Source organism: Mycobacteroides sp. PCS013 (genome assembly GCF_049532645.1).
Classification (GTDB): domain Bacteria; phylum Actinomycetota; class Actinomycetes; order Mycobacteriales; family Mycobacteriaceae; genus Mycobacterium; species Mycobacterium gwanakae.
This window is the reverse complement of the sequence record NZ_CP150131.1, coordinates 4,458,920-4,474,234: the sequence shown is the minus strand read 5'-3', so window position 1 is coordinate 4,474,234 and position 15,315 is coordinate 4,458,920. Positions and strand designations below refer to the sequence as shown.

General features: G+C 66.1%; 12 protein-coding genes and 1 pseudogene. 9 read left to right on the top strand and 4 right to left on the bottom strand.

What is annotated here, in order from left to right; genetic code table 11:
* Position 1 precedes the first annotated feature (1 nt).
* A pseudogene (locus RHO23_RS22195) lies at positions 2–680 on the top strand (phosphatase PAP2 family protein).
* Here the strand turns inward: RHO23_RS22195 and RHO23_RS22190 are convergent.
* The 3 genes from RHO23_RS22190 to RHO23_RS22180 all read right to left on the bottom strand — a co-directional run bounded on the left by RHO23_RS22190 (position 634) and on the right by RHO23_RS22180 (position 3,339).
* Entirely contained in the window at positions 634–2,127 is a 1,494-nt protein-coding gene (locus RHO23_RS22190) for a bifunctional phosphatase PAP2/diacylglycerol kinase family protein (RefSeq protein WP_030096089.1), read from the bottom strand. The pseudogene RHO23_RS22195 and the gene RHO23_RS22190 overlap by 47 nt on opposite strands.
* A gap of 57 nt (positions 2,128–2,184) precedes the next feature.
* Positions 2,185–2,766: a hypothetical protein gene (locus tag RHO23_RS22185; RefSeq protein WP_064407560.1), complete on the bottom strand. Its 582-nt coding sequence runs from the start codon at positions 2,764–2,766 to the stop codon at positions 2,185–2,187.
* A 108-nt stretch (positions 2,767–2,874) separates the two neighbouring features.
* Positions 2,875–3,339: a carboxymuconolactone decarboxylase family protein gene (locus tag RHO23_RS22180; RefSeq protein WP_423488366.1), complete on the bottom strand. Its 465-nt coding sequence runs from the start codon at positions 3,337–3,339 to the stop codon at positions 2,875–2,877.
* Positions 3,340–3,388: 49 nt separating this feature from the next.
* Between RHO23_RS22180 and RHO23_RS22175 the strand changes: the two genes are divergently transcribed.
* The 8 genes from RHO23_RS22175 (at position 3,389) to RHO23_RS22140 (ending at position 14,094) form a co-directional block, all read left to right on the top strand.
* Entirely contained in the window at positions 3,389–4,822 is a 1,434-nt protein-coding gene (locus tag RHO23_RS22175; protein WP_081346315.1) for a PLP-dependent aminotransferase family protein, read from the top strand.
* A gap of 76 nt (positions 4,823–4,898) precedes the next feature.
* Positions 4,899–5,723 (top strand): alpha/beta fold hydrolase, encoded by an 825-nt coding sequence (locus tag RHO23_RS22170; RefSeq protein WP_423488365.1) that lies wholly within the window; start codon positions 4,899–4,901, stop codon positions 5,721–5,723.
* Positions 5,724–5,980: 257 nt separating this feature from the next.
* Complete coding sequence (locus RHO23_RS22165) at positions 5,981–6,397, top strand: GtrA family protein (protein WP_030096094.1); 417 nt, start codon at positions 5,981–5,983, stop codon at positions 6,395–6,397.
* Positions 6,398–6,458: 61 nt separating this feature from the next.
* On the top strand, positions 6,459–7,859 hold the full coding sequence (locus RHO23_RS22160) for an FAD-binding protein (protein WP_423488364.1): 1,401 nt from the start codon (positions 6,459–6,461) through the stop codon (positions 7,857–7,859).
* 18 nt (positions 7,860–7,877) lie between these two features.
* The gene (locus RHO23_RS22155; protein ID WP_030096096.1) at positions 7,878–8,657 is read left to right on the top strand and encodes a decaprenylphospho-beta-D-erythro-pentofuranosid-2-ulose 2-reductase; all 780 of its coding nucleotides are present in this window, start codon (positions 7,878–7,880) and stop codon (positions 8,655–8,657) included.
* A 7-nt stretch (positions 8,658–8,664) separates the two neighbouring features.
* Positions 8,665–10,554, top strand: coding sequence for a galactan 5-O-arabinofuranosyltransferase (locus tag RHO23_RS22150; RefSeq protein WP_423488363.1), 1,890 nt, complete (start codon positions 8,665–8,667; stop codon positions 10,552–10,554).
* Positions 10,555–10,573: 19 nt separating this feature from the next.
* Complete coding sequence (locus RHO23_RS22145; RefSeq protein ID WP_057965344.1) at positions 10,574–13,804, top strand: arabinosyltransferase domain-containing protein; 3,231 nt, start codon at positions 10,574–10,576, stop codon at positions 13,802–13,804.
* A 128-nt stretch (positions 13,805–13,932) separates the two neighbouring features.
* Positions 13,933–14,094 carry a hypothetical protein gene (locus RHO23_RS22140; protein WP_227465404.1) on the top strand — a complete coding sequence of 54 codons (162 nt, stop codon included), beginning with the start codon at positions 13,933–13,935 and terminating at the stop codon, positions 14,092–14,094.
* A 15-nt stretch (positions 14,095–14,109) separates the two neighbouring features.
* On the opposite strand, the gene RHO23_RS22135 is transcribed toward RHO23_RS22140, so the two are convergent.
* Entirely contained in the window at positions 14,110–15,267 is a 1,158-nt protein-coding gene (locus RHO23_RS22135) for an ATP-binding protein (protein WP_070921998.1), read from the bottom strand.
* Positions 15,268–15,315 lie beyond the last annotated feature (48 nt).

Sequence of the window (15,315 nt, the reverse complement as noted above, 5' to 3'; positions counted from 1 at the left end):
CATGCCAGAGATAAGCGCGCGGGAACACCGCTGGCTGCCGGTGTCCGCCGGCACCGCCTTCATCGTCTTCGCACTGCTCTGGATCGGCTATGCCCAGCAGTGGGATTGGCTGTCTCGACTGGACATCGCGGCACTGGCCCCCGCGCATGACTACGGAATCGCGCACCCAGGCTGGGTCACCGCCTGGGACGTGTTCGCCACTGCCTTGGGTCCGGGGGCATTCCGCATCGCGGTGGCCGTCGTCATCGTCGTGCTGCTGGTGCAGCGTCAGCGACGCCCGGCAATGTTCCTGCTGATCACCGTGGAACTCAGCGCGCTGGTGACCGAGTTGGCGAAACTGCTCGCGGGCCGCCCGCGCCCGGCGACCAGGTTGGTCGATGCGTACGGATCCTCGTTCCCGTCTGGACATGCCCTGGGCGTCATGGTCGGCGTGCTGGCGTTGCTCACCGTCTTTCTGCCGAAAGCGCTTGCCGCGCTGCGCCCCTGGCTCGCGGTGCTCGGTGGTGTGCTGATTCTGGCGATCGGCGTCAGCCGAGTTCTGCTCAACGTCCACAACCCCTCGGACGTGCTGGCAGGGTGGGCGTTGGGATACGCGTACTTCATTGCCTGCCTGTTGGTGCTGCCGCCCTGGCCTCAGGGCAGCGGGCGGAGCACCGCCAGCGCCCGGTAGCGAACCTTGAAGCGCGCCTCCGGGTATTTGTCGCCGGCCTCACCGTCATGCGCAATCACGGTCGGACCATCCACCGCGGTGAACGTGAACTCCGGCACCTGCAGCTCGTGATAGAGCGGGCTGCGCTGCAAGCGGCCGAATGCCAACGCGCAGAGGATTCGCACGCTGCTGAACCTGCGGCCAGTCTCCAGGATGCGCACGTCGATCAACCCGTCATCCAGACGGCTTCGCAGTGAGGGGGCGAAACCCGCCGGCAAGTAGACCGAATTGCCCAGGAAGAACAGTGATGTCTGAATGGTCTTGTTATCGAACCGGATACGTACGGGATGATCGCGCCGCAGCATGTGCAGCATCGCGTACACACTTGCCAGCGGCTTGCCAATCCGGCGTTCGAGCTTCTCCCGGATCTGTACGTACTTCGGATAGGAACCGATGCTGGCGGTGTTGATCACCACCTGGTCTTCGTTCAGGTAGACCAGATCGACGCGGCTGGCGCTGCCCCTGCGGATGGCATCGACCGTCTTGGCCACGCTGTCACAGCCGATGTCCTTGGCGAAGTGGTTGAACGTGCCACCGGGGAAAACCGCCAGCGGTGTATCGGTCTGAGCCGCAACACCGGCCGCGCACGCCACCGTGCCGTCACCGCCGCCCACCGCGAGCACTTCGGCCCGGCCCGCCGCGCTGCGCATCACCTCGATCACGTCATCGTCTTTGTCGAGTTCGACGATCTCAGCGCGCGGCAAGGCTTTCCGCACCTGATCCAGGATCCGCTGCCCGGTTCCGTCACCGGAGGCCGGATTGACCACCAAGACCACGCCCTCGCCCTCGGGCCGTGCGGCAGTCACCACCCGCAGCGGATCTGCCGCGCGCACGGTCGCCGGCGCGATGGGCGGCACCACCCGTGCACCCAGCACCGCTATCCCCGCGCCGATCCCGAATCCGGCGAACACATCGCCGGGATAGTGGACACCAGTGGCCACGCGCGACAGACCCACCAATCCGGCAAGGAGCGAGAGCCCAAAGCCCACCGGCGGACTTTCGAGGCCAACGCCCACTGCGAAGGCCGCCGCACTCGCCGAATGGCCCGAGGGCAGTGATGACGACGTGGGGATGCGCCTGCTGCGCCGCATCAGCGGCACCGAGAGGTGGTTGGGACGAGCGCGCCGCCGCAGCCGCTTGGCCACCTGGTTGGTGACCGCACTCGTCACAGCCAGTGTCAACAGGCCACGCGTGGCGCCGCGCTGCATGGCCGGCTTGCCGAACATGGCCAGCCCGGCGCCGATCCCGATCCACAGTTTGGAATGGTCGGCAGCGCGAGTGAGCCGGGGCATGACGGTGTCCAGCAGCGGACTCGGTGACTCCGCAATCGCTTCGAACACTTCTCGGTCGAGTGTGCCGAGACCGTCACCAATCTGCCGCAGACCGCGCAGAGAATTACGAGATGGCAAGAAACCCATGGAATTCAACATATCTGCGCACGGGACCTCGGCGCTGTCTATCGCGGGTGGCTGATATCAGCAGCTAACTGCGGGCGGTTTCGCGCCGGCGCGGAACGAGACGTGCACGTGATCCATGTGATTGGCGGTCGGACTGCCGCGGTTCTCCATCATCGACCAGCCATTGCCGTCGTTGTACCGCTGCTGCCAGATCACGTACGTCACTCCCAACCGATCACGGTTGGCAAGCACGAAGTTCGCAAGCGCCGTACCGGTGGTGTTGGAGCTCGTCATGAAGTCCAGGGCCAGACCGCGGCCATGGTCACCGCCGCCGCCACGCCCGCTGGCACCGCCGATATCACCGATGCCGAACATCGTCTTCAAGAAATTGCCCGCTTGCGCCACCGCCGGTTGTGCACCTGCCAACACCGTCGAGCATGGCTTGATGGCTCTGGCCCTAGCCTCCAGGGCCAGCGCCTCGGCCGAGACATAGCGCCGGTCCCGCTGCGCACGCGGCAGGTCGGCGATCAGGACGATCGCCTTCTCTTCCGGCTTGAGTGAAAGCTGGACGTCCGGCTTCCCAACTTCGCTCACTACCCCCATCACGGCGGCACCGGCAACGAGTGACAGGCCGAGGCCCGCGACGCGAGAGAGCGGCATCGCGGGCCTCTTCCCACCGTCGTTCGCACGCCATCTCGCCGAGATCACCCGGTCAGATTACGAAACGATCACGCTTCTGTCACGCCGACGGCGAAGAATGTGGCAAATCTAGCCACGCCTCGGAGGTGCGTTGCGGGTAGTGACAGCGATGCGATTCCAGGCGTTGATCGTCAGGATCATCCCGATGATCTGCCCCAGCTCCCGCTCGGTGAATACCGCCGCTGCGCGCGCGTAGGTCGCATCGGACACGTGCTCACCAGCGGAAAGGACGGTGGCTTCCTCGGTGAGGGCCAGTGCGGCCTTCTCCCGTTCGGTGTAGATGTCGCCTGCCTCGGCCCAGGCATTCAGCAGGTAGATGCGCTGCTCGGTCTCTCCCTGCTTGCGGGCATCGTGGGTGTGCATATCGAGACAGAACGCACAGTGGTTGAGCTGAGAGGCGCGGATCTTGATCAGCTCGGCAAGGCTGGGCTCGACGTCCTTGGCCGAGGCGATACTCAACGCCATCATGGCCTCGTAAACCTCGGGCGAGACCTTGTCCATGCGGATTCTTGGGGCATTCAGGGTGCTTGTCATGCCTTAACGGTAGAAGCAGAAAGGCCCATACTCATGGTTCAATCTGACCATGAGTTCGTGGGCCAATTCGGGAATACCGGAACCGCGTCCCCTCAGCCACGATCTGCATCTGGACCTGCGTCACGCCATCACCCCCGGTGCCCGCGGCGTACGCGATGTGTTGATCACCGCTCTCCGCGAAGCAGTCCGGTCCGGGCGCCTGACGGTGGGTGCGATGCTGCCGCCCTCCCGCACCCTGGCAGTCGATCTCGGACTGGCGCGCAACACCGTCGCCGAGGCCTACGCGGAGCTTGTCGCCGAAGGCTGGCTCGAATCGCGGCAGGGCTCGGGAACCCGGGTGGTCAATCGGGTCCAGAACCAGTTGCCGCCGCGATCACGCGGTGCGGGCTCTCCGCCGCCCCATAACCTCATGCCCGGCTCCGGAGACGTCACCGCCTTCCCCCGCACCGACTGGGTCACCTCCGTGCGCCGGGCGCTGAGCAACGCGCCCCACGAGGCCCTGCGCGCGGGCGACCCACGCGGACGTCCTGAATTGCGCTCTGCCGTCGCCGAATACGTGGGCCGGGTGCGGGGCGTGCGAACCTCACCGGATTCGGTCGTCGTCTGCGCGGGCACCCGTCATGCTGTGGAGATCCTCACCCGCATGTATGGACTGATCCAGCCGATCGCTCTGGAAGCGTACGGGCTCTTCATCTTTCGCGACTGCATCGAAGCCACGGGCGGCTCCAGCATCCCGATCGGATTCGACGAGGAGGGCGCCGTGGTCAGCGACCTTGACACCCTCGACGTGCGCGCCGCCATGATCACCCCCGCCCACCATTTTCCGCACGGGCTGCCGCTGCACCCGGCTCGTCGCACCGCAGTGGTGGACTGGGCGCGCCGCACCGATTCCTACGTCCTGGAAGACGACTACGACGGCGAGTTCCGGTATGACCGGCAGCCCGTCGGCGCGCTGCAAAGCCTCGACCCCGATCGCGTCGTCTACCTCGGCTCGGCGAGCAAGAGCCTGGCCCCGGTGCTGCGCCTGGGCTGGATGGTGCTGCCACCGGACCTGGTGGACGCCGCCGTGGCGGCCGCCGGGGGCGGGCAGTGGTACGTCGACGCCATCTCGCAATTGACCATGGCGGACTTCATCGCCGGCGGCCACTACGACCGGCACATCCGGCGGATGCGCGGCCGATACCGGCGCCGGCGCGACCAACTCGTCGCACGACTCTCGGAGTACGACGTCGGGGTCCGTGGGCTCTCGGCCGGACTGCATCTGCTGCTGACGCTGCCCGACGGGGCAGAACCCGATGTGCTGTATCGAGCAGGAGAGGCGGGGGTGGCGCTGGCCGGGCTGTCGCGGCTGCGGCACCCCCAGGCCGGTCCGCATATCCCCGATCCGGACGGGGTGGTCGTCAGCTTCGGCACACCTGCCGATCATGGTTTCGCACCGGCCGTCGACGCGCTCTGCGGTGTGCTGGCGGCCGCGGGCCTCTAGCGCGCAGGCATCCGAGTGGCACCGTCTGGCAGTGCCGTGCCTCGTCATGGCAGCAGGTCAACGCCATGGTTGAGGCATGCCCATCTTCGAGTCTTCCGCTGGCCCCATCCACTACCGCGATGACGGCGACGGTCCCGCGATCGTCTTCGTACACGGACTGTTCGTCACCAGCACCATGTGGCGCAAGGTCACCGAACCGCTGAGCCAACGGTTCCGATGCGTCGCACCGGATCTCCCCCTGGGCGCGCACGCGACTCCGATGAACGCGAGCGCGAACCTCACCCCACGCTCGGTGGCGGGGCTGATCCGGGAACTGATCGAGTCCCTCGGCCTCGACAACGTCACCATCGTCGCGACCGATACCGGAGGCGCCATCACACAGCTGCTCCTCGCGGACGGCTGCGACCGGATCGGGCGGGTGGTGCTGACCCCCTGCGACTCGTTCGACAACTTCCTGCCGATGTCGATTCGCATCTTCCAGTACTGGGCACGTATTCCCGGTACCGATTTCGTGTTGCGCCCGTTCCGGCTCAAGATCGCGCAACGCGCTCTCGGTAACACCCTTGCCAAGCACTCCATCCCCGAGGATGTGCTCGGCGAGTGGGTCCGGCCCTTGCTACAGAACAAGGCCGTGCGGCGCGATGTGCGGGCGTTCCTGCGCGGTATCGACTACCACGACACGCTGGCCGCGGCCGAGACACTGCGCACCTTCGACAAGCCGGTGCTGCTGCTCTGGCCGCGCAAGCTGCCATTCTTCCCGTTCGCGCATGCGCAACGATGGGTGCAGCTACTGCCCGACGCCCGACTCGTCGAGGTACCGGACAGCTACACCTTCGTCAGTGAGGACCAGCCCGAGCTCATGGTGAAGGAGATCGAGGCGTTCGTCCCGCAACGAGTGTGAGTGCTTACTCGTCGTCTTTGGCGTGGTCGGGGACTCCCGGGTTGGGATCGCGGGACAGGTCGATCAGCGGATCAAGTCCTTCGCCTTCGGCCCGCTCGTGCCTTCCGTGCTCTGGAGTCGTCATGGTTGCCCCTCACGCATCGATGTTCCAGCAATCTTGTTAGAGAACCCTTTGGGACCCTACCCGCGCGCGGAAAGTCGTGCGCGGGGCCCGTTGATTGGCGCTGTCGCCAGGCACCTGGCATAGGCTCTGGCCCGTGTCAGGTGTCCCAGCCGAGCAGGCTCCGCTGTCGCTGACCACTCAAGCGACCCGTTTCGTCATCACCGGTGGGCTTTCGGCCGTCGTCGACTTCGGGCTCTATGTGCTGCTCTACAAGGTCGCCGGGGTGCAGCCCGACCTCGCCAAGGCCATCGGCTTCATCGCCGGCACCACCACGGCCTACCTGATCAACCGGCGTTGGACGTTCCAGGCGCCGCCCAGCACCGCCCGGCTGATCGCGGTGTGGGCGCTGTACCTGACGACCTTCTTCGTCCAGGTGGGCCTCAACCATCTGTTCCTGGGGCTGCTGAACTACACGCCCACCGCGGTGCTCGTGGCCTTTGTCATCGCTCAGGGCACCGCGACTGTCATCAACTTCATCGTCCAGCGCGCCGTGATTTTCCGGCTGCGCTGAGTCGTCCGCCGGTCGCTTCGCTCCTGCCCTCCGATCGGCTCAAGTACGCTTTTTGACTGATATGTCTACAGACCTCCCGCTGACCCAGCGCGCACTGACCGGGTTCGGTCGCACCGCGCCCACCGTCGCGCACGTGCTCTCCACTCCCGATGTCGATGTGATCGCCGAGGCGGTACGCCAGGTCGCCGATGCCAGCGCCGCCAGCCCCGCGCACCTGCGTCGTGGCATCGTCGCGCGCGGCCTGGGCCGCTCCTACGGCGATCACGCGTGCAACGGGGGCGGAATCGTCGTCGACATGACTCCGCTGAACAGGGTGCACTCGATCAGCGCCGAGACCGCCATCGCGGATGTCGATGCGGGTGTGAGCCTGGATCAGTTGATGAAGGCCGCGCTGCCCTTCGGCCTGTGGGTGCCGGTGCTGCCCGGTACCCGCCAGGTCACCGTGGGTGGTGCCATCGGCTCGGACATCCACGGCAAGAACCATCACAGCGCCGGAAGCTTCGGAAACCACGTGGTGTCTCTGGACCTGCTGATGGCCGATGGCGAGGTATGCACCATCACCCCCGACGGACCCGACAGCGAGCTGTTCTGGGCCACCGTCGGCGGAAACGGGTTGACGGGCATCGTCGTTCGCGCACGCATCGCCATGACGCGCACCGAAACCGCCTACTTCATCGCCGACGGCGTCGCCACCCGGGACCTGGACGAGACCATCGCGGTGCACCAGGACGGCAGCGAAGACCAGTACACCTATTCCAGTGCGTGGTTCGACCTGATCAATCCGGCACCGAAGCTGGGCCGGGCGGCCGTCAGCCGCGGCAGTCTCGCGAAACTGGATCAGCTGCCCCCGAAGCTGGCCAAGGATCCACTGAAATTCAGTGCGCCGCAACTGCCCGGCTTCCCCGACCTCTTCCCGGTCAACTTCATGATCAAGCCGTCACTCATGGCGATCGGCGAGGCGTTCTACCGGATGAGCGGCAACTACCAGGGCAAGATCGTCAATCTGACGCAGTTCTACCACATGCTCGACATCACCACCGGATGGCAATATGCCTACGGCCCAGCAGGTTTCGCGCAACATCAGTTCCTGGTTCCGCCCGATGCGCTCGATGAGTTCAAGGGCATCATCCGGTGGATCCAGACCCAGGGCCAGTACTCGGCACTCAACGTCTTCAAGCTGTTCGGCCCGGGAAACAAAGCGCCACTGAGCTTCCCCATGAAGGGCTGGAACGTCGCGATGGACTTCCCCAACAAGCCCGGCGTCAACGAGTTCCTCAACGAGCTCGACACCCGCGCCATGGAGTTCGGCGGCCGGGTCTACACCGCCAAGGATTCCCGGGTGAGTGCCGAGAAGTTCCACAAGATGTACCCGCGCGTCGACGAGTGGATCGCCACCCGGCGCAAGGCCGACCCCCACGGCGTGTTCGCCTCCGATATGGCCCGCCGCCTCGAGCTGCTCTAGAAAGGCTTCCGCCCCAAAATGATTGACGCAACGGGTAACCCCCAGACCATCCTGCTACTCGGCGGCACCTCGGAGATCGGCCTGGCCATCGTCGAGCGCTACCTCAAGAACGCGCACGCACGCGTCATCCTGGCCGACCTGCCCAACGCGCCCAAGCGCGCGGCCGCCATCGCACAGATCGAGGCTGCCGGAGCCAAGTCCGTCGAGTACCTGGACTTCGATGCCGTCGATACCGCGAGCCACCCCGCTCTGATCGAATCCGCCTGGGCACAGGGCGATGTGGATGTCGCCATCGTCGCCTTCGGCGTCCTCGGCGATGCCGAGGAACTCTGGCAGAACCAGGCCAAGGCGGTGCTGAGCGCACAGGTCAACTACACCGCCGCCGTCTCCGTCGGCGTGCTGATCGGCCAGAAGATGAAGGCACAGGGCTTCGGCCAGGTCATCGCGATGTCCTCGGTCGCCGGTGAGCGGGTGCGCCGCTCCAACTTCGTCTACGGCTCAACCAAGGCCGGGCTCGACGGGTTCTACCTCGGTCTCGGAGAAGCCCTGCGCGAGTTCGGTGTTCGCGTACTGGTGGTACGCCCGGGCCAGGTGCGTACCACCACGACGATCGAACACTGGAAGGCCACCGGCGCCAAGGAGGCACCGTTCACCGTCGACAAGGAAGAGATCGCCGAGCTGGTGGTGGCGTCGGCCGCCGCGGGCAAGGAGCTGATCTGGGCGCCCGGTCAATGGCGCTTTGTGATGTCGGTACTGCGTCACGTTCCTCGCCCCATTTTCCGCAAGCTGCCTGTCTAGGCGCGAGATGACGGCCCAGACAGCAGAGGCGTCACGTCGGCACGTTTTAGACACCACCAAGGACCTGGCGCTTGCTGCCGTCACGGCCTCGGCGGTCAGTGTCGTCGCACTCCTCGCGATCGCCCGGGTGGAGTGGCCGGCCTTCGGATCGTCAAACCAGCTGCACGCCCTGACCACGGTCGGGCAGTTCGGCGCCATCGCCGGACTGGTGCTTGCCGGGGCTCTCTGGCGCAGCGGACGCCAGGCCGTCGCGAAAATACTTTCCCTGCTCTTCTTGTCGACGTTCACCGTCGTGACGCTGGGGATGCCCCTGGGAGCCACCAAGCTGTACCTGTTCGGGGTCTCGGTGGACCAGCAGTTCCGCACCGAGTACCTGACACGGTTCACCGACTCGCCCGCGCTGCACGATATGACCTACCCCGACATGCCACCGTTCTATCCGGCAGGCTGGTTCTGGATCGGCGGGCGCCTGGCGGCGCTCACCGGCACCGCAGGCTGGGAGATGTACAAGCCGTGGGCCATCACCTCGCTGGCGATCGCGGTATGTGCGGCATTCATCTTGTGGAACAAGATGATTCGCTTCGAGTACGCACTCATCGTGACTACTGCGACGGCCGCCGTCACACTCGCGTACACGTCCGCCGAGCCGTACGGCGCCATCATCACGGTGCTGCTGGCACCGGTACTTGTGCTCGGCTACAGCGGATTACGCGCACCCGCAGGCAGCGGCTGGGCAGCGGTGGCCGGTGTCGGCCTATTCCTGGGGTTCGCGGCGCTGTTCTACACACTGCTCACCGCGTACGGCGCGTTGGCCATCACCGTGGCCGCCAAGGTAGTGGCGATCAGCCGCGTCCGGCGGGACGGTTGGTGGCCCGCCGTCAAGGAGCCCCTGCTGCGCTGGCTCGCCATCGCGGCCATCGCCATCGCGGTGGCGCTGGTGTTCTGGGGCCCCTACCTGATCGCGGTCTCCCGGGCCTCTCTGGAAAAGGCGGCATCGGCACAGCACTACCTGCCCAATGACGGTGCCGAACTGGCCTTCCCGATGCTGCAGCCCACCATGCTCGGCGGGCTGTGTCTGCTCGGAACGGTCTGGCTGGTGGTGCGGGCACGAACCTCGGCGCGGGCCGGTGCGCTGGCCATTGGTGTGGGGTCTGTCTATCTGTGGTCGCTGCTCTCGATGCTGGCCACCCTCGCCAAGACCACCCTGCTCTCCTTCCGGCTCGTGCCCACCCTCACCGTGCTGCTCGCCGCGGCGGGCGTGTTCGCCTTCATCGAAGTCGCCGCTTGGGCCGCGGTGCGCGCCAAATCCGCGAAGATCGTGGCCGCCGTGATCGGCCTGGCCGGCGCGCTGGCTTTCAGCCAGGACATCCCCAATGTGCTCCGCAATGACATCGTCATCGCGTATGCCGATACCGACGGCACCGGACAACGCGCCGACCGCCGCCCGCCCGGCCCGGAAAGTCACTACGGCGCCATCGACAAGGCGATCACCGAGATCACCGGCAAGCCGCGCGATGAGGTCGTGGTGCTCACCGCCGACTACAGCTTCCTGGCGTTCTACCCCTACTACGGTTTCCAGGGGCTCACCCCGCACTACGCGAATCCGCTGGCCCAGTTCGACAAGCGCGCGGCCGCTATCAAGAGCTGGGAAGACCTGCACACCGCCGACGAAATGATCCGTGCACTGGACGCGCTGCCCTGGCGGGCACCGACCGTGCTGCTCATGCGCCAAACCGGTGACAACTACTCCCTGCGACTCGCCAAGGACGTCTACCCCAACCAGCCGAACGTGAAGCGGTACACCGTCACACTGAATAAACAGCTATTCGCCGACCCGCGGTTCACCGTGCGCACCATAGGGCCCTTCGTCCTGGTTGTGCGGGTCCCCTCTAAGTAGCCAACTAACATCTTCCTCCGTGACGGTTCAGGGCAACGCGACGGAGAAGGTCGCCGGCAACGGCGACGGCGACTACCGCAGGGCCCGGCTGATCGCGATCGTCACCGGTTTTCTTGGCGCAGTGTTGGCCATTGCCACTCCGCTGCTGCCGGTCCGGCAGGACACCGCTGAGCTGAACTGGCCGCAGAACGGCACCCTCACCAGTGTTGACGCGCCCCTCATCGGGTACGTACCCACCGACCTCACGATCACCGTGCCCTGCGCGGCGGCCAAGGGGCTTGAGGGCCACAACACCGTGCTGCTCTCGACCGTGCCCAAGCAGGCGCCCAACGCGGTGGACCGCGGCATGCTGATCCAGCGCATCGGCGGCGACCTCGTGGTGATCGTGCGCAATGTGCCGGTGGTCTCTGCCCCCCTGTCCGAGGTCACCGGCCCCAACTGCCAACAACTCCAAGTCATCGCGCATTCGGACAAGGTGACCGGCCAGTTCGTCGGCCTGACGCAGGGTCCCAAAGACGCCAAACCCGGACAGCCCCGCGCCGGGGAGCGCGGCGGGTACGACTTCCGGCCCCAGATCGTCGGCGTGTTCACCGACCTGTCCGGACCCGCTCCGGCGGGCCTGCACCTCTCCGCCACCGTCGACACCCGCTACAGCAGCTCCCCCACCGTCATCAAGTTCATCGCGATGATCCTGGGCGTCCTGCTGACCGGCATCTCGCTGATCGCGCTGCACACTCTCGATACGGCCGACGGGCGCAAGCACAAGCGCTTCATGCCCGAGGGCTGGTGGAAGCCCAGACCGCTCGACGCGCTGGTCGGCGCGGTACTGGTGTGGTGGCACTTCGTGGGCGCCAATACCTCCGATGACGGCTACATCCTCACCATGGCCCGCGTCGCGGAGCACTCGGGCTACATGGCCAACTACTACCGCTGGTTCGGCACCCCCGAGTCGCCGTTCGGCTGGTACTACGACCTGCTGACCCTCTGGGCGCACATCAGCACCGCCAGCGTCTGGATGCGGCTGCCCACCCTGATCATGGGCGTGCTGTGCTGGGCCGTCATCAGCCGCGAGGTGATCCCGCGGCTGGGCCACGCCGCGCGCACCAATCCGGTGGTGCCATGGACGGCGGCCGCGATGTTCCTGGCGTTCTGGCTGCCGTTCAACAACGGCCTGCGGCCCGAACCGATCATCGCCGTCGGCATCCTGTTGACGTGGTGCTCGGTCGAGCGATCGATCGCCACCAACCGGCTCCTTCCCGCCGCGGTCGCATGCATCATCGGTGCGCTCACCCTGTTCTCCGGACCGACGGGTATCGCCTCCATCGGTGCGCTGCTGGTCGCGATCGGACCGCTACGAACCATCGTGGGCAAGCGCGCCAAACGGTTCGGTTACGCCGCGCTGCTGGCACCGATCCTGGCAGCCGGGCTGGTCACGTTGATCGTCATCTTCCGGGATCAAACCCTGGTCGGTGAGATCCAGGCCAACGCACTCAAGTCGGCCGTGGGACCGTCGTTGAACTGGTTCGACGAACACGTGCGCTACGAACGGCTGTTCCTGCCCACCACAGATGGCGCGATCTCCCGGCGATTCCCGGTGCTGGCCCTGCTCATCGCGCTCGGCGTGGCCGTGGCGATGACATTGCGCAAGAACAAGATCCCCGGCACCGCAAGCGGCCCCAGCCGGCGAATCATCGGCATCACGCTGATCTCGTTCATCGCGATCATGTTCACTCCCACCAAGTGGACACACCACTTCGGGGTGTTCGCGGGCCTGGCGGGATCACTGGGCGCGCTGGCCGCCGTGGCCGTGACCGCCGCAGCGATGCGCTCACCACGCAACCGCACGCTGTACGCCGCCATCGTGCTGTTCGTCCTCTCCCTCTCGTTCTCCAGCGTGAACGGGTGGTGGTACGTCTCCAACTTCGGCGTGCCGTGGTCGAACTCCTTCCCGCAATGGCACTTCGGCATCAGCACCGTCTTCTTCGGACTGTCGGTGCTCGCCATTCTGACAGCGGCATGGATGCATTTCACCGGCCGCGACCACCCCGGCCGCACACCCGTGCATCCGGTGCTGGCACGCATCGCCGAGTCTCCTCTGGCCGTCGGCACCTGGATCGTCGTCATCTGGTCGGTCTTCTCGCTGACCGCGGGCATGGTCAACCAGTACCCGGCCTGGTCCGTCGGACGTTCCAACCTCGACGCACTGCGCGGAAACGGCTGCGGGCTGGCCAACGACGTGCTGGTCGAGGAGGATCCGAACGCCGGGATGCTGCAACCGATCGACGCCCCGATCGGGCAGGCGCTGGCCGCCGATACCAACATCATGTTCGATCCCAACGGGATTCCTTCGGATGTCTCGGCCGACGAAGAGAACAACCCCCAGGCCTCGGACAGCTTCGTCGCACGCGACAAGAGCGGTAACAACGTCAACGGCAGCCAGGAGGGCACCGAGGGCGGCACCACCGTCGTCGCCGGTGTCAACGGATCGCGGGCACGCCTGCCCTTCGACCTCAGGCCCGAGACCACGCCCGTGATGGGCAGCTATCAGATCGGCAGTCAACGTCCCGCCCGGCTGCAGTCGGCGTGGTACCGGCTGCCCCCCAAGGACGCCACCAAGCCGCTGGTCGTATTGGCGGCCGCGGGCCGGTTCGACCCGGTAGAGCTGCAGGTGCAGTTCGCCGGTGAGGACGGAAAGGTCATGGGCGCCATCTCATTTGCTGACCTGGGCCCCTCCCCGGCTTGGCGAAACCTACGGATGTCTCGCGATGCCATCCCGACGAGCGCCACTCGAATCCGGTTACTGGTGACCGATGACGACTTGGCACCGCAACATTGGATCGCGGTCACCCCGCCTCGTGTGCCGTCGTTGCGTTCACTGCAGGCCGTTGTGGGAGCTGATCCGGTTTTCCTGGATTGGCTTGTGGGACTTGCCTTCCCCTGCCAGCGTCCGTTCGACCACAAGAACGGGGTCATCGAGATCCCGAAGTGGCGCATCCTCCCCGACCGCTTCGGCGCGGAGGCCAACTCACCGGTGATGGACTACCTCGGTGGCGGCCCACTGGGCATCACCGAGCTGCTGTTGAAGGCCACTCCGGTACCAACCTATCTGCAGAACGACTGGTTCCGCGACTGGGGTGCGTTGCAACGTTTTACGCCGTATTACCGGAACGCCACCGTGGCACAGCTACAGCTCGGAACCGCTGTGCACAGCGGACTCTGGACACCCGCGCCGTTGCGTAAGAGTCGATAGCGCGCAGCATCAGCGCCGAAACCTGGCCGATTTCCGACAGAGACTGGCAACTTATCGGAAGCCAGTAGCAGGGCCCGCCAACTTCAATGGGGTTGTCTCCAAAGAGATCCCAGAGGAAGGTTCCTGCGATGGTCCGGCAGTTCGCGATGGCCGTGTGTTTGACGACGTCCCTGGTGGCGGCCTCCCCTGCCGTAGCCGGCGGTGAGCCCTGCCCGTATCACCCGGTGAAGGTCGATCCCAAGTGCGAACGCTCCGGAGTGGTCCGGGAGAAGTCACCGCACAACGATTAATTCGCCGACGCTGCGTCAGCCCTCTTGAGCGCGAACAAAATCCGCGAAGCCAGGGATGGTGAACTCGAGAAGTCCGTGGCCCGCGACGGCGATCAAGCCCTTGTCGATGAGTGCGGCGCGGGCGGCGCTGATCGCCCGCGAATCCCGGCCCATGGCGGCCGCGATATCGGCCCGGCTGGCCGAACGATCATCGGACAACGCCTGCGCCATCGCCGACAGGAAGCGCCGCTGCACCGGTGTGGCGTTGTTCCAGCGCGCGCGAAACAGCGCGTCCATATCCTCGGCGACCTGTCGGGCGGCGTGCTCCACGTCGGCGATCCGGATCTGACCCCCTGGATCCGGGTAACCGGCGCGCGCCCATGCGGCGTCGGCGTACAGCTGCAGGGTGTACGGATACCCGCTCGTCTGCGCGATAACGGCATCGAGCGCATCCGGCGACCACCCGACTCCCGCTTCCCCGGCCGGCTTGACGAGCGCCACCCGAGACGCGTCGGCGCCAAGACGCTGCAGCGTGCGATAAGCGAACCGTTCACTGAATGTCGCCGCAGCACTGATGATCTCGGGTGTCTGCGGTAAACCCGCCGCGAAAACCCCGGCGGGCAGGGCCGCGGCCTCGGCCTGCAGGTCCTGCCACGTCACGGCCAGCGTACGAAGCCCGGCCCGGTCGGCGTCCTGGATCTCGTCGATCAGCAACACCAGTCCGCGGTGTCCCTCCTCACGGGCGGCCGTAACGGTCTCGACAATCAGTTCCTTGAACGACGACTCGGCCTGGCCGCCTTGCGCCGGTTTGACGGTGGCACCGATCTGGGCCACACCCGGTACGCCGGCCGTGAAATTGACCTGATCGATGGCGCGAAGCAGGCGGCCGCGTGACTTCTTCTTCCACGCCGCCCCCCGCATGCGGATCTGCGTCGCAATGGCCGACGCGAGTGGCTCATCTCCTCCAGCGGTGACCCACACCGTCACCACGCCGCGCGCCTCCGCATCGCGCTGCACCTCGCGCAATAGGGAAGTCTTTCCCACCCCACGTGGGCCGGTGTCGACGCGGATGCGCCCGATCAGCCGGCCGAGCTCGGTCATATACATCAGCCGCTCACCGATCTCGGCAAGCTGTTCCGTGCGCCCGACCACGTCGCGCGCCACCTGACCTGGTGTGTACGGGCTGGGCTGCATACGTGTTCCACCTGATACTTATCGATACTGAGCTGCCTTGTATCAACA

Coding starts and splice junctions, on each gene's coding strand:
- RHO23_RS22150 (WP_423488363.1), top strand. CDS start 8,665: ATGACGGCCCAGACAGCAGAGGCGTCACGTCGGCACGTTTTAGACACC.
- RHO23_RS22175 (WP_081346315.1), top strand. CDS start 3,389: ATGAGTTCGTGGGCCAATTCGGGAATACCGGAACCGCGTCCCCTCAGC.
- RHO23_RS22135 (WP_070921998.1), bottom strand. CDS start 15,267: ATGCAGCCCAGCCCGTACACACCAGGTCAGGTGGCGCGCGACGTGGTC.
- RHO23_RS22185 (WP_064407560.1), bottom strand. CDS start 2,766: ATGCCGCTCTCTCGCGTCGCGGGCCTCGGCCTGTCACTCGTTGCCGGT.
- RHO23_RS22140 (WP_227465404.1), top strand. CDS start 13,933: ATGGTCCGGCAGTTCGCGATGGCCGTGTGTTTGACGACGTCCCTGGTG.
- RHO23_RS22170 (WP_423488365.1), top strand. CDS start 4,899: ATGCCCATCTTCGAGTCTTCCGCTGGCCCCATCCACTACCGCGATGAC.
- RHO23_RS22160 (WP_423488364.1), top strand. CDS start 6,459: ATGTCTACAGACCTCCCGCTGACCCAGCGCGCACTGACCGGGTTCGGT.
- RHO23_RS22155 (WP_030096096.1), top strand. CDS start 7,878: ATGATTGACGCAACGGGTAACCCCCAGACCATCCTGCTACTCGGCGGC.
- RHO23_RS22190 (WP_030096089.1), bottom strand. CDS start 2,127: ATGGGTTTCTTGCCATCTCGTAATTCTCTGCGCGGTCTGCGGCAGATT.
- RHO23_RS22180 (WP_423488366.1), bottom strand. CDS start 3,339: ATGACAAGCACCCTGAATGCCCCAAGAATCCGCATGGACAAGGTCTCG.